The organism is Enterococcus sp. GC34, from assembly GCF_040886645.1.
Lineage (GTDB): Bacteria > Bacillota > Bacilli > Lactobacillales > Enterococcaceae > Enterococcus > Enterococcus faecalis.
The window spans coordinates 165,446-185,252 of sequence record NZ_JBFOEF010000007.1; the positions used below are offsets into that span (position 1 = coordinate 165,446).

23 protein-coding genes and 1 other annotated feature are annotated in these 19,807 nt (G+C 37.0%); of the genes, 6 read left to right on the forward strand and 17 right to left on the reverse strand.

What is annotated here, in order from left to right:
* Window positions 1–55: 55 nt before the first annotated feature.
* The 5 genes from AB3I72_RS09055 to AB3I72_RS09075 all read right to left on the reverse strand — a co-directional run bounded on the left by AB3I72_RS09055 (window position 56) and on the right by AB3I72_RS09075 (window position 4,123).
* Window positions 56–1,081, reverse strand: coding sequence for a HAMP domain-containing sensor histidine kinase (locus tag AB3I72_RS09055; protein WP_002358842.1), 1,026 nt, complete (start codon window positions 1,079–1,081; stop codon window positions 56–58).
* 13 nt (window positions 1,082–1,094) lie between these two features.
* The gene (locus tag AB3I72_RS09060; protein WP_002358841.1) at window positions 1,095–1,769 is read right to left on the reverse strand and encodes a response regulator transcription factor; all 675 of its coding nucleotides are present in this window, start codon (window positions 1,767–1,769) and stop codon (window positions 1,095–1,097) included.
* An 88-nt stretch (window positions 1,770–1,857) separates the two neighbouring features.
* Window positions 1,858–2,082 carry a hypothetical protein gene (locus tag AB3I72_RS09065; protein ID WP_002355808.1) on the reverse strand — a complete coding sequence of 75 codons (225 nt, stop codon included), beginning with the start codon at window positions 2,080–2,082 and terminating at the stop codon, window positions 1,858–1,860.
* Window positions 2,083–2,355: 273 nt separating this feature from the next.
* A complete protein-coding gene (locus AB3I72_RS09070; protein ID WP_010713823.1) occupies window positions 2,356–3,228 on the reverse strand; it encodes a VOC family protein in 873 nt (290 codons plus the stop codon).
* A gap of 64 nt (window positions 3,229–3,292) precedes the next feature.
* A complete protein-coding gene (locus AB3I72_RS09075) occupies window positions 3,293–4,123 on the reverse strand; it encodes a LysR family transcriptional regulator (protein ID WP_002358839.1) in 831 nt (276 codons plus the stop codon).
* Between the two features lie 112 nt (window positions 4,124–4,235).
* Here AB3I72_RS09075 and AB3I72_RS09080 point away from each other — a divergent pair, with 112 nt between their 5' ends.
* Window positions 4,236–5,264 carry a YeiH family protein gene (locus tag AB3I72_RS09080; protein WP_368023845.1) on the forward strand — a complete coding sequence of 343 codons (1,029 nt, stop codon included), beginning with the start codon at window positions 4,236–4,238 and terminating at the stop codon, window positions 5,262–5,264.
* Window positions 5,265–5,493: 229 nt separating this feature from the next.
* A complete protein-coding gene (locus AB3I72_RS09085) occupies window positions 5,494–6,669 on the forward strand; it encodes a SulP family inorganic anion transporter (RefSeq protein ID WP_010828619.1) in 1,176 nt (391 codons plus the stop codon).
* A 15-nt stretch (window positions 6,670–6,684) separates the two neighbouring features.
* Here the strand turns inward: AB3I72_RS09085 and AB3I72_RS09090 are convergent, their stop codons facing one another.
* From AB3I72_RS09090 to AB3I72_RS09100, 3 genes are all read right to left on the reverse strand, one after another.
* The gene (locus tag AB3I72_RS09090) at window positions 6,685–7,200 is read right to left on the reverse strand and encodes a GrpB family protein (protein WP_368023846.1); all 516 of its coding nucleotides are present in this window, start codon (window positions 7,198–7,200) and stop codon (window positions 6,685–6,687) included.
* A gap of 17 nt (window positions 7,201–7,217) precedes the next feature.
* Window positions 7,218–7,712: a GNAT family N-acetyltransferase gene (locus AB3I72_RS09095; protein WP_002364710.1), complete on the reverse strand. Its 495-nt coding sequence runs from the start codon at window positions 7,710–7,712 to the stop codon at window positions 7,218–7,220.
* 65 nt (window positions 7,713–7,777) lie between these two features.
* Window positions 7,778–8,137 carry a DUF1304 domain-containing protein gene (locus tag AB3I72_RS09100; RefSeq protein ID WP_002370721.1) on the reverse strand — a complete coding sequence of 120 codons (360 nt, stop codon included), beginning with the start codon at window positions 8,135–8,137 and terminating at the stop codon, window positions 7,778–7,780.
* A gap of 67 nt (window positions 8,138–8,204) precedes the next feature.
* Between AB3I72_RS09100 and AB3I72_RS09105 the strand changes: the two genes are divergently transcribed.
* Window positions 8,205–8,585, forward strand: coding sequence for an MmcQ/YjbR family DNA-binding protein (locus tag AB3I72_RS09105; RefSeq protein ID WP_368023847.1), 381 nt, complete (start codon window positions 8,205–8,207; stop codon window positions 8,583–8,585).
* Window positions 8,586–8,631: 46 nt separating this feature from the next.
* On the opposite strand, the gene rplT is transcribed toward AB3I72_RS09105, so the two are convergent.
* From rplT to opp1B, 8 genes are all read right to left on the reverse strand, one after another.
* The gene (gene rplT, locus AB3I72_RS09110) at window positions 8,632–8,991 is read right to left on the reverse strand and encodes a 50S ribosomal protein L20 (protein ID WP_002355799.1); all 360 of its coding nucleotides are present in this window, start codon (window positions 8,989–8,991) and stop codon (window positions 8,632–8,634) included.
* A 60-nt stretch (window positions 8,992–9,051) separates the two neighbouring features.
* Window positions 9,052–9,252: a 50S ribosomal protein L35 gene (gene rpmI / locus AB3I72_RS09115; protein WP_002355798.1), complete on the reverse strand. Its 201-nt coding sequence runs from the start codon at window positions 9,250–9,252 to the stop codon at window positions 9,052–9,054.
* A gap of 113 nt (window positions 9,253–9,365) precedes the next feature.
* Entirely contained in the window at window positions 9,366–9,887 is a 522-nt protein-coding gene (infC, locus tag AB3I72_RS09120) for a translation initiation factor IF-3 (RefSeq protein WP_002355797.1), read from the reverse strand.
* A 54-nt stretch (window positions 9,888–9,941) separates the two neighbouring features.
* Window positions 9,942–10,073 (reverse strand) — a sequence feature (ribosomal protein L20 leader region).
* Between the two features lie 214 nt (window positions 10,074–10,287).
* Window positions 10,288–11,358 carry an RNA-guided endonuclease TnpB family protein gene (locus tag AB3I72_RS09125; RefSeq protein ID WP_002413564.1) on the reverse strand — a complete coding sequence of 357 codons (1,071 nt, stop codon included), beginning with the start codon at window positions 11,356–11,358 and terminating at the stop codon, window positions 10,288–10,290.
* A 40-nt stretch (window positions 11,359–11,398) separates the two neighbouring features.
* A complete protein-coding gene (opp1F, locus tag AB3I72_RS09130; protein WP_002355795.1) occupies window positions 11,399–12,355 on the reverse strand; it encodes an oligopeptide ABC transporter ATP-binding protein Opp1F in 957 nt (318 codons plus the stop codon).
* On the reverse strand, window positions 12,355–13,413 hold the full coding sequence (gene opp1D / locus AB3I72_RS09135; protein ID WP_002355794.1) for an oligopeptide ABC transporter ATP-binding protein Opp1D: 1,059 nt from the start codon (window positions 13,411–13,413) through the stop codon (window positions 12,355–12,357). The genes opp1F and opp1D overlap by 1 nt, the downstream gene beginning before the upstream one ends.
* 9 nt (window positions 13,414–13,422) lie before the next feature.
* Complete coding sequence (opp1C, locus tag AB3I72_RS09140; RefSeq protein ID WP_002355787.1) at window positions 13,423–14,475, reverse strand: oligopeptide ABC transporter permease Opp1C; 1,053 nt, start codon at window positions 14,473–14,475, stop codon at window positions 13,423–13,425.
* Entirely contained in the window at window positions 14,475–15,416 is a 942-nt protein-coding gene (gene opp1B / locus AB3I72_RS09145; protein WP_002381304.1) for an oligopeptide ABC transporter permease Opp1B, read from the reverse strand. Before opp1B ends, opp1C begins: the two co-directional genes overlap by 1 nt.
* 90 nt (window positions 15,417–15,506) lie before the next feature.
* Here opp1B and AB3I72_RS09150 point away from each other — a divergent pair, with 90 nt between their 5' ends.
* Entirely contained in the window at window positions 15,507–15,857 is a 351-nt protein-coding gene (locus AB3I72_RS09150) for a DUF3899 domain-containing protein (protein ID WP_002355784.1), read from the forward strand.
* A gap of 78 nt (window positions 15,858–15,935) precedes the next feature.
* On the opposite strand, the gene opp1A is transcribed toward AB3I72_RS09150, so the two are convergent.
* Window positions 15,936–17,606 carry an oligopeptide ABC transporter substrate-binding protein Opp1A gene (gene opp1A / locus AB3I72_RS09155; RefSeq protein WP_002402970.1) on the reverse strand — a complete coding sequence of 557 codons (1,671 nt, stop codon included), beginning with the start codon at window positions 17,604–17,606 and terminating at the stop codon, window positions 15,936–15,938.
* A gap of 243 nt (window positions 17,607–17,849) precedes the next feature.
* Here opp1A and AB3I72_RS09160 point away from each other — a divergent pair, with 243 nt between their 5' ends.
* Entirely contained in the window at window positions 17,850–18,923 is a 1,074-nt protein-coding gene (locus AB3I72_RS09160) for an FUSC family protein (RefSeq protein WP_368023848.1), read from the forward strand.
* Window positions 18,920–19,555, forward strand: coding sequence for a pentapeptide repeat-containing protein (locus AB3I72_RS09165; protein ID WP_002355781.1), 636 nt, complete (start codon window positions 18,920–18,922; stop codon window positions 19,553–19,555). The genes AB3I72_RS09160 and AB3I72_RS09165 overlap by 4 nt, the downstream gene beginning before the upstream one ends.
* Window positions 19,556–19,807 lie beyond the last annotated feature (252 nt).

Genomic DNA, 19,807 nt, shown 5'->3' on the forward strand with positions numbered 1-19,807 from the left:
TTTAATAAATAAAAAAAGGCCTATCACCTCTTTAATTTGCTGATAGACCTACTTTTTATTTCACTTCATTATAATAACTGAGGGAAGGGAAAAACAATGTCATCGTCGTACCTTGCCCTTCTGTCGATTCGACTGTTAAATCATGACCTAACTTTTTCGCTAAGCTATGGGCCAAATACAGGCCAAGACCAGTCGAATGCTGTTCACTTTTCCGCCCGTTTTCACCAGTAAATCCTTTATCAAAAATGCGTCGTTGATCTTGCATCGGAATGCCAATCCCAGAATCTTTTAAAGATAAATAAATACCTTGTTTATTTTTGGAAATTAGAACCGTAATTGTGCCGCCTTCTGGCGTATACTTGACTGCATTACTTAATAATTGGCGGAAAATAAAAATGACCCATTTTCGGTCGGTTAAAACCGCTTCATCTTCTCCTTCAATTGAGAATTGCAATCTTTTTTGGATAAAATAATTTGCTTGCGTACGAACAACAGATTGCACAATTTCTTTTAAAGAATATTCTTGGAGTAAATAATCTCGAGAAAAGCTGTCCAGTCTAGCATAATATAGGACTTGCTCGACATATTCATCAATTTTCCCTAACTCATTTTCCAATAGATAATATTTTTTCTCTGGAATATCATCTTCGACAGATTGTACCAGTAAAGTGATAGCCGCTAGGGGGACTTTGATTTCATGAACCCAAGAGTCAATGTAATCTTTTTGGTCCTGTTGGTTGTTAATTGCTTGCTGCATGGTTTGTTGGTGCTCTTGCAATAAACCGTTAATATACGTTTGGACAAGTAGCTCTTCTTCTTTTTCTGCTGTATTCAAATATTCTTGTAAAGAAGGCGGCTCTTTTTCCGTTGCCAACGAAAGCCACCACTTACGTTTTAAATAATAATCAATTGTTAAAAATAGCGATAAAAAAACACTTTGCAGTAAAAAGATATAGCCAACCACTGTCCAATCTAAGCGGACATTAGGAGCCAACCATAAAATAAAACAAGTTAAGAACAGAAAAAATAACCAACCAATTAGTAATAACCAGCGATCTTTTAAATACTTTAGAATGGTCATTGTCTACTCCTATCTAGGGCACCATATAACCGACGCCCACTTTGGTTTCAATATAGCCAGCAATCCCTGCTTGCTCAATTTTTTTTCGTAAACGATTGATATTTACCGTCAACGTATTGTCATCCACAAAACGTTCATCGTCCCATAAAGCGCGCAATAGTTTTTCACGTGTTAAAATTTTTCCGTGCTTTTTCATTAAAAGATACAGTAATCGGTATTCATTTTTACTTAAATCGATCATTTCGCCTCTGATTTCCATTCGTCCATTGTCCACATTTAAAGTAATGCCATTATGTGAAAGCACTTCACTATCCGTATCGGAATAGTTATAAGAGCGGCGCAACAAAGCATTGATTTTAGCAATTAAAACATCTATCTGGAACGGTTTTGTAACAAAATCATCCGCGCCCATGTTCATCGCCATAATCATATCCATATTGGTACTACGACTCGAAATAAAAATAATTGGTACTTTAGAAACTTCACGAATTTTTTGACACCAATAGTACCCATCGTAAACAGGTAAATTAATATCCATCAAGACTAATTGGGGATTCTCCTCTTGAAAATCATCCAATACATCATTAAAATCGGTTGTTCCAATCGTTTCAAATTGCCATTTTTGTAATTCCTCGCTAATTAATTCTCGAATGGTTGTTTCATCTTCGACAATCATGATTTTAGCCATGCAATCCCACCTCTTTTATTTCTAAATTTTCATCTTTCTTATCCTAACAAACTTCATTCTTTTTGGATATAGGACTTTATGATGATTTTTACACTATTTCAAAAATAGGCGCTAATAATTCCCATTCTGATAACATGATGAATTTACCAACAAAAGCAAAAATACCATCTAATAATAACACAGACATATTAATTCCTAATACAATAGAAGCTTTTTCGACAATTGGCATGGACTTTTTATTTTTCAAAATAAGATATAAAACAAAGTTCGTTCCATAAGTAAAAACTGTTAACAACACAATTAACTCAATCATTTTACCACTTCCTATTTTGGACTTTTCATTTTTCCTTCAATAATTTGCTACTCTTAATTATAGCATAATCTTATAAAAAAATCGGCAGAGTCCTAACCCTTAAGATAAACAACAGAATAGAAGTGGCTTCTTTGGAACTCACAAGAATCGAGCCTTTTTAAGAGTTGAAGGTCTTGATCCTTAAAAGACAAGTCCTTCAACTCTAGTATGTTCCATGTATTGGAATTGATACCAACGTACCAAAGTGTAGTGGATCAGACAACCTCAGTTTTTCTAATGATTATATTTGTCATACACTTCTTTTAACTGGTTTAAATCTATTTTTTTCATTTGGTACAATTTTTTGGTCACTTCATTTGCTCTAGCTGGATTTGAGTCAGATAAATAACGTTTCAGTTCAGGATTGCCTGTTTGCCAACTGACCCCAAATTGATCTTCCATCCAGCCACACGGCCATTCTTTCCCTTTAGCAGTTACTTGTTGCCATAGCCGATCTATTTCCTCCTGATTTTCACAATCAATATAAATGGAGAAGGCCATGGTAAAATCAAAATCATGTTTATCTCGTGCATCCATTACTCGAAACGGTTGCTCCTGTAATGTGAAAAGTGCTTGCGCAATGTTCCCATCTTCATATTCAACTTTTTCAATTATTTCGCCTGGACCGAAAATCGCCAACCATTCTGATAGAGCTTTGGCTGCTTCGCCATATTTTTCATTAGCAAACATAAAGGTTGGTACAATTGTTTGTTCTTTTCCTGAAAAAGACACTTGCCAAGAGACACCAAATTTGTCCACTACCCAACCATATAAAGGACTAAAAGGATATTCCCCAAAAGGCATCAATATCTGTCCATCTGTTGTTAAATTTTTCCACAACGTTTCTGTTTGTGATAATGTTTTACATTCAACAAAAAATGAACTAGCTGGCGTAAAGGAAAATTCTGGTCCGCCATTTAAACCAATGATTGTTTGGTTCGCCAAGGTAAATTCAATGGTCATTAATGATGTTCCTTGAGGTTGGTGCTCCTCATTAACGTAGTTCGTTTTACTTAGAATTGCACCTTTTTCAAAGATTGTTGTATAGAAGTTAGCAGCTTCTTCCGCTTGTGTGTCAAACCATAAACAAGGTGAAAATTTAGGCATTATGGTTCCCTCCTTCGTTTTCTTTAGTGTAGTCAAAGATTGATAAATAAACAAAGAGAACGTTTTAGTATTTATTCATTTCCGTCTGATAGAATCGATAAATTGCTTGTTTTACTTCTTGAAGCAAGGAGGATTTTAAATGTCCCCGTGTCAAAAAATAAAAGGAACGCCAGTACTTTTCACCTAACGTTTGGAAGGGGATTTTTTCAGTAATCGCCTTTCTTGAAAGCAACGATTGCCCCATGCCCAATTCCAACATTTTAACAATCATTTCATTATTTTTAACCGTCATGAGTGTTGGGCTTTGATTACTTTCTTCTAAATACTGTTGGGTATAATGAAAGACCCCAGAATCCTTTTCACGTACCAACCAATTCTGATTGGCAGGGTCCCCAGCTAAAACCAATTGATCCTGAATAATTTCTTCACGAGAGGCGCCTTTCGTAATTAATGGTTTTTCGATAAAGCCAAAATCAACTTGATGTTTTTCAACTTTTTCCACTACTTCTTCTGAATTGTTCATTTCTAAAACAAAATTGATTGTTGCATACTGTGTCTGTAAATGCTGCATCAGTTGCGGCAAATAATAAACTGCAAAAGTATTAGACGCAGCAATTCGGCAAGTTTCTTTAGGTAATCTCGCCTGATGAAGAGCTGTTAATGTTTCTTGCCAATCATCAGCTAAATTTAGCAAACGATTATACAAGACTTCCGCTTGCCTAGTAGGGACTACATCTTGTCGACCATTTCTTAAAAACAATGAACAGCCTAATTCTTCTTCTAATTGTTTGATTTGATTAGAAACGGCTGGTTGTGATATATATAAGCAGGTAGCTGCTTTGGAAAAGTTCATTTGCTCATACACAATTTGAAAAGTCTTTAATAATTTAAACATAGGTATCCTTTCGATAACTTTCTATTATAAATATTATTTTAACTATTTATTTCTCAAATGCAAAAAATTTCGTTATACTGGAAGTAATGAACAAGAAAGAGAGATTTTTTCAATGAAAAATTCAGAAAATGATTATATCCAATCTTTATTACAAATTCTTCCCGGCTTGCTAACAGCTTTCCTTGTCGCCTGCCTTAGCAAGTTTCTTGCCATCTGGTTACCTAGCTTAGGCGCCGCAACGATAGCTATTTTACTAGGAATCTTTTTGGGAAATACCTTTGTTCGCGGTGCCAATTTAAATCGCGGAACCAAAGTAGCCGAAAGTAAATTACTAGAATTTTCTGTTGTTTTATTGGGAACCACCGTGACCTTTCAAACGATTGCCCAAATTGGCTTACAAGGTGTCGCATTTATTCTCATTCAAATGTCGCTGACCATTATTTTTGCCTATTTGATCGGTAAAAAACTGGCTTTTTCTGATAATATGTCTTTATTGATGGCTGGTGGTAATGCCGTTTGTGGGTCTTCTGCTATTGCTTCGATTGCTCCAGCAATTCAAGCAGATGAGGAAGAAAAAGGCCAAATCATTACTTTAGTAAACTTATTAGGTACCGTTTTAATGTTGACCTTACCCATTTTAAGTGGGATTCTCTATGGTACCAATTTGTTAGCTCGTAGCGCACTAATCGGAGGGACTTTACAATCAGTTGGTCAGGTTGTCGCCAGTGCCAATATGGTCAATGAGAACGCAGTTCAACTTGCGATGCTCTTTAAAATTATGCGGATTGTCCTACTCGTAGCAGTTGTCTATTTATTTGGACGTTTCAAGCAAAGTAAGACGGCAGAATCAGAGGCTGAGTTGGTAGAAGTCACCAAAAAAAGCAGTGCCCTACCTTGGTATGTAGTTGGCTTTTTCATTGCCTGTGTCTTTAATAGTTTGATTCATTTCCCCGTTATGATCAGTGAGACTGCTCATTTCTTTAGTTCTTGGTTTGAAATTACTGCCTTGGCAGCAATCGGGTTACGACTCGATTTTAAAAAGTTTTTCCAAGAAGGCAAACGTTTCTTAATCTATGGTTTATCAGTAGGAACTGTTCAAGTCGTCCTAGCCATTTTGTTGTTGGCACTGTTACAGTTCTAATGAGGTCGGAACAGAAGCGTTTAACTCTGAGAAATAAGAAGGAATTTCCGAAAATTGTTCTGTAATTTTTGGAGAATTCCGGCTTATTTCCGAAGGAGCTGCTTTTGTTTCCGCCGTTTATCAGTTTTTGAGCGTGGAGCAAAAATCCAAAGTGATTTTTGTCCCACGCTCATTTCAGCTTATTCATGCTATTATGAATAAGGTTTTATTAACTTAAAGGAGTTTTTCGATGTTATTTAGTATAAAAAAAAGCGAATGGTTAGGCAATGAACGAAATGATCTCTTTGCCGGTCTCGTTTCTTCTGTCGCCATTTTACCAGAAGTAATCGGGTTTGCGATTATTGCTGGTGTTCACCCGCTTTCTGCAGTGTTTGCTTCAGCTGTTACTTTACTTGTGATTACTTTTACGGGCGGCCGTCCGGCAATGGTTTCGGCGTCTGCTGGCTCAATGGCCTTAGTCCTTGCAGGCTTAATTCAAGCACATGGTTTGTCATACATGCTTGCTGCGACTATTTTAACAGGCTTTCTACAATTTATTTTAGGTTATTTAGGTATCCATAAATTAATGCGCTTTATTCCCAAGACAGTGATGTACGGATTCGTCAATGCGTTAGCCATTTTAATTTTCATGGCGCAAGTACAACAATTGCCTCATCAAACACTGTGGTCCTACGGCATGATTATCTGTAGTATCTTACTTATTTATCTATTACCTAAGTTTATTACAATTGTGCCTCCTGCTTTAATTGTTATTTTATTCATGACTATCCTGTCCTATTTTTTAAAAGGTCATTTACAAACGGTAGGTGATCTTGGTGAAATGAGTCAGTTTCATCCAGCGATCCGTTGGCCTAATGTACCCGTCAACTTAGAAACGTTGCGGATTATTTTACCTAGCTCTGTTGCCTTAGCAATGGTCGGGTTAATTGAATCTTTATTGACGATCCCCATTGTGGACAAAATGACAGCGAGCCAAAGTGATAGCCAACGAGAAGTTAAGGCGCAAGGATTCGCTAATATAATTACCGGCTTTTTTGGTGGCCAAGCTGGCTGTGCGATGATTGGGCAAGCGGTCATTAATGTTAAATCAGGGGGACGAAAACGGCTTTCTACTTTGATTTCAGGTATTACCCTCCTTCTATTCATTTTTGTTTTTAAATCTGTGATGGTAGCCATTCCTACAGCTGCATTGATTGGGATCATGATGACGGTGGCAGTCGACACCTTTGATTGGGAAAGTTTGCAGCTTTTCCGAACTTTTGAAGTTACTGAAATTGTTATTTTACTCGTGACAGTGGGTGTGATCGTCTATACGCATAATTTAGCGATTGGAATTATTCTAGGTGTTCTTTTAAGTGGTCTTCTTTATCATTTTTTCAAAAAAGAACCAAAAAAAAGTTGCTAGCTTTAGCAACTTTTTTTATTTTTCCCAATATTTCTTCAACGCTTCTTTTTCTATTTTCTTAATGAACGCATCTTTGCCATCCATATATTTATCAATGCTATCGGGGTGTGCTTGGGCCAATTGCTTTTTTAATGTACCATAGGTTGTAGCAATTGCCGGATTTTCTCGTAAATAATTTCGAAAAGCAAGATGGCGCAAAATTTCTTGCGTATTGTCAAACTGATAAATATGCACATGATGTGTTCTTTTTATCGGGCCTTTTCGTAAATAACGACGTCCTGATAGCCCAAATTCCCCCATATATTCATAACCGATTCTTTCAAATTCCCCTTGTAACAGGTCTACTTTTTCAATTTCTTCAACAATGACCAAAAAATCAATAATTGGTTTGGCTGCTAAATTAGGCACAGATGTGCTACCGATATGTCCAACTTTAAGACAATTTTCCTTTAGAATCTGTTTCAACGCTTGGGCTTCTTCTTCAAACTGTTCCACCCAGGCTGGTTGATATTCAGTAACGATTACCCGCATGATTTCTTCCCTCTTTTCTATATCCGTTTCATATGTAAAATAGGAAACGGATTTCCTTGAGGATCTTCCTTTGATTCACCAATTACTTGAAACCCTTGAGATTGATAGAACTTCACTGCCCCTTCATTTTGTTTATTAGCATCAACAAAGATAATTGATTCTTGCTCTATTAACTTTTTGATAATTTCTCCACCATAGCCTTTACGAAAATAGACTGGGTCAATAAATAACATTTCCAAAGTTTGTTGATTTGTTCCACTAAAGCCCACACATTTCTGTTCTTCATTTAACCACATACTTAATTGAACTTGTTGAAAATAATCAGGTAAAACCACTTCGATTTTATCAATATCTGCCTGACTCAAAAACAAATGGGTAGCTTCTACTGAAGAGCGCCATAGAGAAATTAATTGAGGATAATCGTTTTTTTTTACTTCTTTTTGGTTCAGCATTTTTAATTCCTCCCTATCTAATAAACAAAGTATACCACATTTTGTCTCTCTCAATTCCATAAAAAATAGTCAAATCAACCGTGTTTTTTCTGTCGATTTGACTGTCTCTCTATTAACTCTGATGGCTAAACGAGTAAACTAAGCAAAGCCACGATGGCTAAACCGCCTTGTGTTAAAATGATTTTTTTATCACTAGTTAAGCTACCGTACGCCGCCACTAAAATAATATAAATCAATAAAAATTTTGTCATCTCCATCGTTGCTTGCGCAAAATAGACACTATAAATAAGTCCTGCACCGATTAATCCATTATAGATTCCTTGATTTTTAAACAATGTAGTGACTGATTTTCTTTGTAACTCTTGCTTATCCATTTTAAAAACACGGCTTGTTGTCTCAGATGTTGGTACAATCGTTTCTAAATACATAATGTAGAAAAATTCTACCGCCACCAAGGTTACTAAAATTGTTGAAATTAATGTCATCTGCTCCCTCCTCCCATTCCTTTGAACGAAGTAATTTTATGTAATTTTTGCTATGATGTAAATAGATATGCCTAGCCTTAACGAAAGGAAGAAACCTATGACTTTTCAAGAAACTATTAGCGCCTATATCCAAGAACGTTATCAGATAACGCCCGATTTCCCTTTTAAAAAACACCCAGACTATCTCGTCTTTCGTCATCCTAGAAATGCGAAATGGTTTGCTTTAATTATGCCACTGGATGCACAACTGCTCGGCGCTACCGAGAATAAGCAGCTCACTATTTTAACCGTTAAACTTGCGCCTGAATTGATTGCCTTATTAAAGAACCAACCTGGCTATTTTCTTGCCTATCATATGAATAAAGAGCATTGGTTAAGTCTTTCTGAAGAAATTCCGCTCTCACAAATTTTTTCATTTATAGATGAAAGTTACCAACGGAGTTATTAAAAAAAACACCCTACTCAAGGAGTAGGGTGTGAAAGATTATTTAAGCTTATTTGCTTAAAGCGTCTTTTGCTTGTTCAGCTAACGCTGTAAATGCTGCTGCATCGTTAACGGCTAAGTCAGCTAACATTTTGCGGTTGATATCAATCTCTGCCAATTTCAAACCGTGCATTAATTTAGAATAGCTTAAGCCATTCATGCGAGCTGCCGCGTTGATACGTGCAATCCATAATTTACGGAAGTCACGTTTCTTTTGACGACGGTCTCTGAATGCATAGTAATAAGAGTTCATTACTTGTTCTTTTGCTGATTTAAATAAAGTATGTTTTGATCCGTAGTAGCCTTTCGCTAACTTAAGGACTTTTTTACGACGTTTACGGGTTACTGTTCCACCTTTAACACGTGCCATGTTGAATTCCTCCTAATATCTTGTTTCTCTTGACGGTAATCTAAAAGTCACCGAGTTGTTTTATTTCATTCTTGCTAATTGTTGGCGGATACGTTTGTAATCGCCTTTTGCAACCATGCTTGCTTTACGCAATTGACGGCGTTGTTTTTTAGTTTTACCGTGGAAACGGTGAGATGTAAAGGCACGGCCACGTTTTAAGCCGCCTCCACCAGTACGTTTTACACGTTTTGCTAATCCGCGGTGTGTTTTTTGTTTTGGCATGACTAATTTTCCTCCTCAAAATCTTTGCTTCAAGTGAAAGACTCTAACAGTCACAACTGTCGAATATCCTTCTTGTAGAAATTACCAAAAGTCCGAATGCTCGGTCTCTTCGTTTACTTGTCGTTTTTCGGTGCCAGCGTTAGAAACATGCTGCGTCCGTCCATTTTCGCTTTTTGTTCCACTGTGGCGATGTCCGCAGTTTCTTCAGCTAAGCGATCAAGAACTTTCTGACCAATCTCTTTATGGGTAATGGCACGGCCTTTGAAACGGATAGAAGCTTTCACTTTGTCTCCTTTTTCTAAGAACTTACGCGCATTACGAAGTTTTGTATTGAAGTCATTTACGTCAATTGTTGGACTTAAACGAACTTCTTTGACGTTGATCACTTTTTGTTTCTTGCGAGCTTCACGCTCTTTCTTTTGTTGTTCGAAACGGAATTTTCCATAATCCATAATTCGCGCAACTGGTGGTTTCGCTCCTGGCGCTACAAGTACTAAATCCAAGTTTGCAGATTCAGCGATTTGTAATGCTTCTGCTTTGGTTTTTACACCTAATTGTTCACCATCTTGTCCGATCAAACGTAACTCGCGTGCACGAATGCCGTCGTTAACCATCATATCCTTTGCTATGGTCATTCACCTCCAAAATTTTTAAGAGAAAATCCTAACGGAAGTCTGCTTTGTTTGCTAAATGCAATAAAAAAACAGGTTCCTATCCAGAACCCGCCAACAGTCTGCCTTACTTAAAAAAATAAGGAATACTTTATCTAGCCCAGCGATATACTCAACTAAGGCGAGAAGCGGGTGCTTCTGCTTTCATTTCTCAACTTCACTAGTTTACCTTAGTTTATCCTAGTTGTCAATATATTTCCTCAAAAAAAAAACGAATCTAGCACTAGATTCGTTTGAACTCGTATTTTGATTATTAATAATTAGTGGACTGTCCCAATGTGACTTCCTAGAAACAAATGGTTCAACACATGGTGTACATTTTCTATCCCCTAGGCGATCCCTGTAGTCCCTACAGTTCTTCTATTTATAAGGTTTCTCGTTTAGACAAGCCACGTTCTAAGATTTTTTGGCTTCTAAGATACTCTGAATTTTCTGTACTTTCAGAAAAAGACAACTCTGTTTCTATCTCCTCTGACTCAATACAAATGAGTTCTTTGCCATACCATTGTGCTTTATACAACAGTTTAGCTAAAAATAAAGACCAAGCGAGTTCAGAACGATCATGTTTTGGCGGCCGTTCATTACTGTGATGGGCTTTTTCAATACAAATAACATCGTAACTTGAAACCAATTCCGTTGTAATTTTGTTTAAAATATCCGTTCGTTGGTTGGCTATTTTTTCGCGAATTTTTGCGACTTTTATTTTTTGTTTTTGATAATTTTTTGCTTGCGAAAGATCGACACCTTTTTCCAAAGCAATCATTTTACGCTTGTTTAATTTTCGTTCTTCTTGACGTAGTTTTTGCTTTAAATGCTTTGAACAATAGCTTTTTTCGAAGCTTTCACCATTCGAAAGCAGCGCAAATTTTTCCCTACTGCTACAAATTCCCACCATTTTTTGTTGCTTTGTTTTTGTTTCAACCGGCGCTTCACACAAAATGGAAACATAATAATTGTGACTCGCACTCATAGAAATAGTTACAGATTTTATCTCCCCCAGCGGTTGGCGGTGTACCTTCATTTTAATTAAAGATTTCAATTTAGGTACTTTCAAATAACGATTATCCAAAATTTTGACCGTGCCATGTTGATTGTTCGTAGTGTAGGAATGCACCGTTTCTTTCTTTTTCTTTTTTGGAAAGCCCATCCCTTTTTCCCGATAAAAATTTTTAAAGGCTCGATCCAAATAAACTTGTGCATTTGCCAAGGCTAAACTATCAACTTCTCTGAGGACAGGGTATTGTTTCTTATATTTAGCTGGCGTTGGCATTTTAAACGTTTGTTGAGGATTTTTTCGCATCTCTTTGTAGATATCAATCCGGTCTTGTAACATTAAATTATACACCAAGCGAACACAAGAAAATGTTTTTTGAATAAACTCTTCTTGTTTTGAGGTTGGATAAAGTCTGTATTTATAAGCTTTCAGAGCCTTCATCTCATAACCACCCTACCAAGATAGTTAGAAAAGAAGCTGGTTATAAACCAGCTTTTCTTTTCTTCTCTTCAATTTTTTCACGGTACATTGCAACTTCGTCTTCAGCACAATAAACATAGTGTCCATTGAGAATTTCACGGAGCTCACGATCTTTCCCATCTGCCGCTGCAGGCTGGTAAACGATCCGTTTACGTGTGCGTTCATAGTCTGGATCTGGTAATGGAATCGCAGAAAGTAAACTTTCTGTATAAGGATGAACGCCGAAATTATAGACATCATCACTTGTGCCCATTTCCAATAATTTCCCACTGTGCATTACGCCAATTCGGTCACTGATATGTTTTACCATCGATAAGTCATGTGCGATAAACAAGTAAGTTAAGCCTTGTTCTTTTTGTAAATCTTGTAATAAGTTTACTACTTGGGCTTGAATCGACACATCCAAAGCCGAAATTGGCTCATCACAGATAATGAAACGTGGATTAACCGCTAAAGCACGGGCAATCCCGATCCGTTGACGTTGCCCACCAGAAAACTCATGAGGATAACGCGTACTGTGACTTGGATTTAAGCCCACCGTTTTTAAAAGTTCATTGACTTTTTCTTCCCGCTCTTTTGGTGTTTTAGCTAATCCATTGACATCGATTCCTTCAGCAATAATATCATTGACTTTCATTCTTGGATTCAATGAAGCATATGGATCTTGGAAGATCATTTGAACATCGCGGCGGAATGCTTGCATGTCCGCTTTTGATTTAATTTTGCTAATGTCTTTTCCATCGAAAAGAATTTCACCAGCAGTTGGATCATATAAACGAATGACACTGCGACCAGTTGTTGATTTTCCACTTCCTGATTCGCCAACTAATCCAAAGGTTTCGCCTTCATAAATATGAAAACTAATGTCATCAATGGCTTTTACTTCGTCTTTACGACCAACATTGAAATACTGTTTCAAACCAGTGACTTCTAATAAGACTTTTTTCTCTTCTGCCATTAATTACTACCTCCTGGATTTTTTTGACGCTCTGCATAAATTGCCCAACGACGAACAATCTCTGCTGGAGGCGTAACTTTTGGTGCTTGTGGTGCTAATAACCATGTTGCTGCTTTGTGGGTTGGTGATACTTCAAAATAAGGTGGTTCTTTTTCTGTATCAATTTTTAAAGCAAACTCATTCCGTGGATAGAAGGCATCTCCAGTTGGTGGATCTAATAAATCTGGAGGTGAACCTGGAATCGCATAAAGTTTGTCTTCTGTTCCTTCCATCGTTGGCATTGACCCTAAAAGTCCCCAAGTATATGGATGTTGTGGATTATAGAAAATTTCTTCTGCTGTTCCCACTTCAACCAGACGTCCACCGTACATGACAGCGACACGGTCAGCCACGTTCGCTACTACCCCTAAATCATGGGTAATGAAAATAATCGAAGTGCTAATTTTTTCTTGTAAGTCTTTTAATAACTCTAAAATTTGTGCTTGGATGGTTACATCCAACGCTGTAGTTGGTTCATCTGCAATTAGAACTTCGGGATAACAAATTAAAGCAATTGCAATGACAATCCGTTGACGTTGCCCACCAGAAAATTGGTGCGGATAGTTTTTCAAACGTTTTTCAGCATTAGGAATGCCGACTAATTTTAGTAATTCTAATGCTTGCGCTAAGCCTTCTTTTTTTGAGACTTTATTATGTTTGATTAATGATTCCGCCACTTGTTTGCCAATTGGCATCGTTGGGTCTAATGAAGTCATCGGATCTTGGAAAATCATTGCGATTTCTTTACCACGAATGGCTTGCATTTGTTTTTCTGTTTTATGAACAATATCTTGCCCTTTAAACAAAATTTCCCCGTTATCAATATTGGCATTACTGCTCAACAAACGCATAATACTGCGGGTTGTAACAGATTTACCACTCCCTGATTCACCTACGATGGCTAACGTTTCACCTTTATAAAGATCAAAACTCACACCACGAATGGCGTTGACTTTACCTGCAAATGTATCAAAGGAGATTCTTAAGTCTTTAACTTCTAATACTTTTTCCATAGTCATTCACCACTCTTACTCTTTCATCTTAGGATCAAATGCGTCACGTAAACCATCAGCTAACAAGTTGAAACAAATCATGATAACTGAAAGTGTTGCTGCTGGAATCCACATTAAATATGGAAGGAAACGGAAAGTTTTGTATCCTTCGTTTAACAAGGTTCCTAAAGATGCGGTTGGTGGACGTAAGCCTAACCCAATAAAACTTAGGAACGCTTCAAAGAAAATTGCCGATGGGATACTGAACATCATTTGGACAATAATGACACTTGAGATATTCGGTAAAATATGTTTAATAGCAATTTTCCAACGAGATTCGCCCAATGTTTCTGCTGCCATGACAAACTCTTGGTCTTTTAGTTTCATGGTCTGGGCTCGCACAATCCTGGCCATTGATATCCAGTTTGTAATAACCATGGCTAAAACAATCGAAACAATCCCTGGATCAAAGACTGTTAGCATCAAGATCATAACAACTAAGTTAGGAATACCAGAAAGAACTTCTAAAATACGTTGCATTACTGTATCGACACGACCGCCGACTAACCCGGAAATCAGTCCATACGTTACCCCAATCGTAATATCTAGAATTGCCGCGATAAACGCAATTAATAAGGAAATACGTGTTCCCATAAATAAACGACTTAGGACATCACGACCTAAACCATCTGTTCCTAGATAAAAGTTTACGTTATCTGGAACGTTTGCTTGTGCATATTTATCAACTAATTGACCAGCAACTGTTGTTTTACCATTTAAACCATTCACGCTTTCCAAGCCAGGAATTCGTGGTGGTAAGTTAATGTAAGAAACATTTTGTTTCGTTGGGTTATGTGGTGAAACCCAAATGGTAATAATAGAGATAAAGATAATAACTGCTAAGAAACTCATTGAGATAACTGCAGCTTTATTCTTTTTCAAACGACGCCATGAGTCTTGTAAGAAACTTAAAGACGGTGTGGCAATACGCTCTCTTTCTTTTAGAGTTGAAGTGTTTAGAGGCTGAAACTCATCTGCCGGAATATCTTTAATCGCTTGTGGTAGATTATTTTTATTGACTGTTTCCATTAGCCTTTTGCACCTCCTGATACGCGAATTCTTGGATCAATTAAACCATAAAGTAAGTCAACAATCAGAATTACAACAACTAACATTGTTGAATACAAAATAGTTACTGCCATAATTGTTGGATAGTCGTTTGTCATAATTGATTTTACAAACTGTTCCCCAATTCCAGGGATGGCAAAAATATTTTCTACTACTAAAGAACCTGTCATTAAACCAACGGCTAAAGGTCCTAATAAGGTAATCAATGGAATTAAACTGTTTCTTAACCCGTGGCGGAATGCAACTTGCCAGCGACTCAAGCCTTTTGCTTTGGCTAATTCGACATAATCACTATGCAAGACCTCTACCATCTCGGTTCGAATAAACCTAGCCGAATCGGCCATTGGACTCATTGCCAAGGCAATAGTTGGTAAAATTGTGTAGGCAAAACCATTCCACATAGCAATTGGTAAGATTCTTAATTTCATTGCAAAAATGTATTGTAATAATACCGCGAAAACAAAGTTTGGAATAGAACGACCTAAAATGGCTAACAATGTTGCCAACGTATCTACCCAAGTATTTTGACGCATCGCTGCGATAATCCCCAATAAAATACCGACTAACGTACCAAAGATAATCGCTTGTCCTCCCAGTTGAAGGGATGGCCCAATTCGACCAGCTAATAACTTAGCAACAGGTTGGTTTTTAAATTGGAATGAAATACCAAAGTCCCCTGTAACCAGGTTCTTTAAGTAAATTCCGTATTGAACAATCACTGGTTTATCTAAGCCAGATTGTTTATTCAACATAGCGATTGTTTCTGGACTAAGTTTTTCTTGGTTGGTATAAGGCGTACCTGGTAATAATTGCATTAAGAAAAACGTAATCGTTGCGATTAACCACAAAGTGATAATCATGAAAAAGATCCGTTTAAGAAAATATTTTCCAAAACTATTCAATAATGACACCTCCGAGATTTTTTTGACTTCCTCAGTTATTTTCGTTAAAGTAATGACTAGATAGACCACAATAATAGATAGGGTGAACACATGAAAACTTTTAAATGGCCAATTATTACAGCCGTTATTTCCAGTATCGGCATTTTTCTTTACTTATTAATAAGTAAAGAACCTATCACTACCTCTTCATTATCAGATACCTTCTTTATCGTTTCGCTTTTCTTTTTAATTATCGGCATTGCTTTATGGATTATGTCCTCTGGCTTTTTCGATAACTTTCAGCGCTCAATGAAAAACGCGTTTCGTTTTAAAAAGAAAAATGAACCGAAAGAGTTTATCCCGCTTTCAGTCATTGGCGATGCACATCGCTCTTTCTGGCTAAAAACTGGGGGCATCTTACTGATTCTGTCTTTAGGCTTTCTACTATTTTACTTGGTCTAAGACAAGATAGCAAGAGGACCGTTGCCTTTTATTCCATGGCAAAGGTCCTTTTTTGTTTGCTATCGATCTTTTGTCAGGTTATTCTGAAATGTATGCCCATTTGTAGTCATACGTTGCGCCAGCAGGATGAACTGCGACATCTTTGACTTTTTCAGCACGTAAATGCGCTTCTGATTTTTGGAATAATGGTACCACACCCATGTCTCCCATAATCGTTTTCTCTGCATTTAACATATCATCCCAACGTTTTTCAGGATCTGTCGCATCTGCGCTACTTGCTGCTTTCACTAACTTGTCAAACTCTGGATTGTTATAACGTCCACGGTTATATGAGTTATCTGAAGCAAATAAGTCTAAGAAACTACTTGGATCAGCATAGTCAGCACTCCAACCACCGATTACTGCATCAAAGTCGCCTTTGTTTGAACGATCTAAACGAACAGAGAATGGAACCGGACTAACCGTTACCTTCACACCATCTAAAGCATCTTGAATTGACCCTTGAACAAATTCAACTGTTTTCTTAGAAGAATCTGCATCTGAAGAAAGAATATCCATTGTTAAGGTTGAAATCCCCAATTCTTTTTTCGCTTTTTCCCAGTATTCTTTAGCTTTTTTCGTATCATATTCAATTTGACTACCTGCTTCTTTAGCAAAGTCTTTGCCGCCACTTGGGTCTTTCGCCATATCTGCTGGTACTAAACCGTTCGGCTCGATAGAACCATCCCCTAAGATTGATTCAACTAACGCTTTACGGTCGATTGAGTAAGAAATTGCTTTACGTAAGTTCGCATTTCTAAATGGTGATTTTTCATCACGTTGATTTAGTTCCATATATTGTGTTGATGCTTCTTTTTGACTAACAAAAGCTGGGTCATTGGCCATTTGTTGGGCTAATTCACCAGAAAGAACGACATCGTCTGTTTGTCCATCTTGGAACAAGTTCAACGCGGTTGGTGATTCTTTCACGACATTCACATCTACTGAGTCCAGTTTCACTGTGTCTTTATCCCAATATTGATCGTTTTTCTTGAATGACCATTTTGTATCTGTACCAGGACCATCAAAGCCGTCTAAGACGAATGGACCATTGTAGACAGCACTTTCGCTGTTTGATGCATAATTTTTACCATATTTTTCCACAATATCTTGACGTTGTGGGAAGAATGATGGGAAAGCTAATAAGTAATCAAAGTATGGTGTTGCTTTTTCTAAAGTGATTTCTAATTCTGTATCACTGACTGCTTTAATTCCTAATTCTGATTTATCTTTTTCCCCTTTAGCAATGGCATCACCATTTTTTACAGAGGCATACAGATAAGCATATTCAGAAGCTGTCGCTGGATCAACTGTTCGTTGCCATCCATAAACATAGTCATTCGCAGTCACTGGTTTACCGTCTGACCATTTTGCATCTTTATTTAATTTAATTTTGTATGTTAGTCCATCTTCAGAAACTTCTGCTTTTTCCGCTGCACCTGCAGGTTGGACTTTGTTATCTTTGTCTAAACGATAAATTCCTTCATATACATTATTTAATGCAATAAAACTAATTCTGTCTGTTGCTAGTGATAAATCAGCTGTTGGCATTTCTTGTTGTTCTGTGACACGTAAAACTTGTTCGCCACTTGCCTTACCGCCACCAGACGCGCTTGAGCTATCTGACGTTCCGCCGCCTCCACAAGCCGCTAAAGTTGTTACGCTAAATAATGTAATCACACCGAATGTTAATGACTTTTTCAATTTCATAGTGTTGCCTCCTAAAATAATACAATCTGTATTTTCTGAAAAATCAGAATTTAATAATTATTTATTGCTATGGAATATATCTTACATTTTTCATATTAAAATTGCAAGTCAAAATGTTAACTTTTTTTAATTTTTCTTCTCTTCCTATCAGAAACCACTCTTTTTCTTCCTGTCTTTTATTGCAATTCTTTTGTCAGTTTTCTAAACATTATGGTAAATTAGGAAGTAAAGGAGTGACAAAATATGAAAAATTCTACGTTTTTAAAGGATTTGTTTGCTATTGATAAAGCAAATGACGAATTATTTCGGTTAGTTGGTGTCGCAATTTGTATGGCAATTCCATTATTAATTGGTTATTTTTCCAATAATTTACTCATTGGGACCTTTGGCTCGATGGGCATTTATACGTTTATTTATTATCAGCCGCTTCATTTGCCTCAATTATTGCGCAGACTGAATATTGTTGGCTTTTTTATTGTTCTGGGCAACAGCTTAGGAATGCTAAGTCACCATGTACCTTGGTTGATTCCCATTACAATTGCCATCGTCGCTTTTCTTGCACGCTTACTTTTTAGATTGTATGGCATTGAGAAGCCTGGTGCTTTGTTAGTTATCATGTCAACCGCAATGGGAACAAGCAACAATTTTCCTTTACATAAGATTCCCATCATGGCCAGTTTTGTTCTTTTAGGAGTAGTGACCGGCATTATCATGGGCATTGTGCTTCATTTCATCGACAAGCGCCCCTACGTTTTTCAAAAACGGATGTCTCTTCAAGAACGACTTTATATCGATCCCGCTTCTTTATTAGATGCTTTGCATTATGCGGCCATTTTATTTTTAGCGGCTTATTTAAGTCAATCGCTTCATTTAGTCAACGCCTATTGGATGACGTTTACTTGCGCAGCCATTTTACAAGGGGAAAATTTACATTCTGTGATGCAGCGAAATGTTCAACGGATTCTAGGTACGAGTCTTGGTTTGTTGCTTTCTGCAATTTTATTAATGATTCCCTTTACACCTTTACAAACAATCGGTATCATTAGTATTCTATATGCAGCTTTTGAAGGATTCATTAACAGAAACTATGCGATTGCCAGCTTTTTTATTACCCCGATGTCCTTATTATTATCAAATCTTGCACGACAGCAAGTCATTAGCAATCTTTTAAACTATCGATTAGTCGGGATTGTGTTAGGTAGTTTACTTGGTTTTGCCGGCGCTTATGTTTTCACAACTGCGCTACGTTTCTATAATCGGGCCTACTCAATTGATGAAACCTTTGGAAATCAACAAGAAGAAAGAGGCGTTTTATGAAAATAACTTATCCCTTGCCACCAAATCTACCAGAACAACTTCCTCTATTAACGAACTGTCAATTAGAAGATGAGGCAATCTTAGAAAATCATTTGTATCAGCAGATTGATTTACCGAATCAAGAAGTTCGTAACTTAGTCTTTCGGGATGCTGTTTTCGATCATCTTTCATTAGCAAATGGCCAGTTTGCTTCTTTTGATTGTAGTAATGTGCGTTTTGAAGCTTGCGATTTTTCTAACGTCGAATGGCTGTCTGGTAGTTTTCATCGAGTGACTTTCCTTCGTTGCAATTTGACAGGAACGAATTTTGCAGATAGCTATTTAAAAGATTGTCTATTTGAGGATTGCAAAGCCGATTATGCTTCTTTTCGTTTTGCAAATTTTAATCTTGTTCACTTTAATCAGACTCGTTTAGTCGAAAGTGAATTTTTCGAGGTCACCTGGAAGAAACTCCTTCTAGAAGCTTGCGATTTAACCGAAAGTAATTGGCTAAATACTTCTTTAAAAGGATTGGATTTTTCCCAAAACACCTTTGAACGCTTGACTTTCTCGCCAAACTATTTATCAGGTCTCAAAGTCACCCCTGAACAAGCCATTTATTTAGCAAGTGCCCTTGGTTTGGTGATTACCTAAGAAAATTTTAAAAAAATAGCCGAATAACTGGTTCTGTCGGTTCTTTCTTATTAAATTGTTATTAATTTTTTGGAAAAACCAACGGAACCATTTTACTTGTGCCTTATTTTTAGGTAAACTATCTTAGGTTAAGCAATCTCTTTTTTTGGAACAAGAGAAACTTTTGGAATCATTTCCTATAAATCATGAAGAGATTATGACAAACGTTCTTCTAATCCAAGAACGTCTTTTGTCCTATACTCGATTCTACTC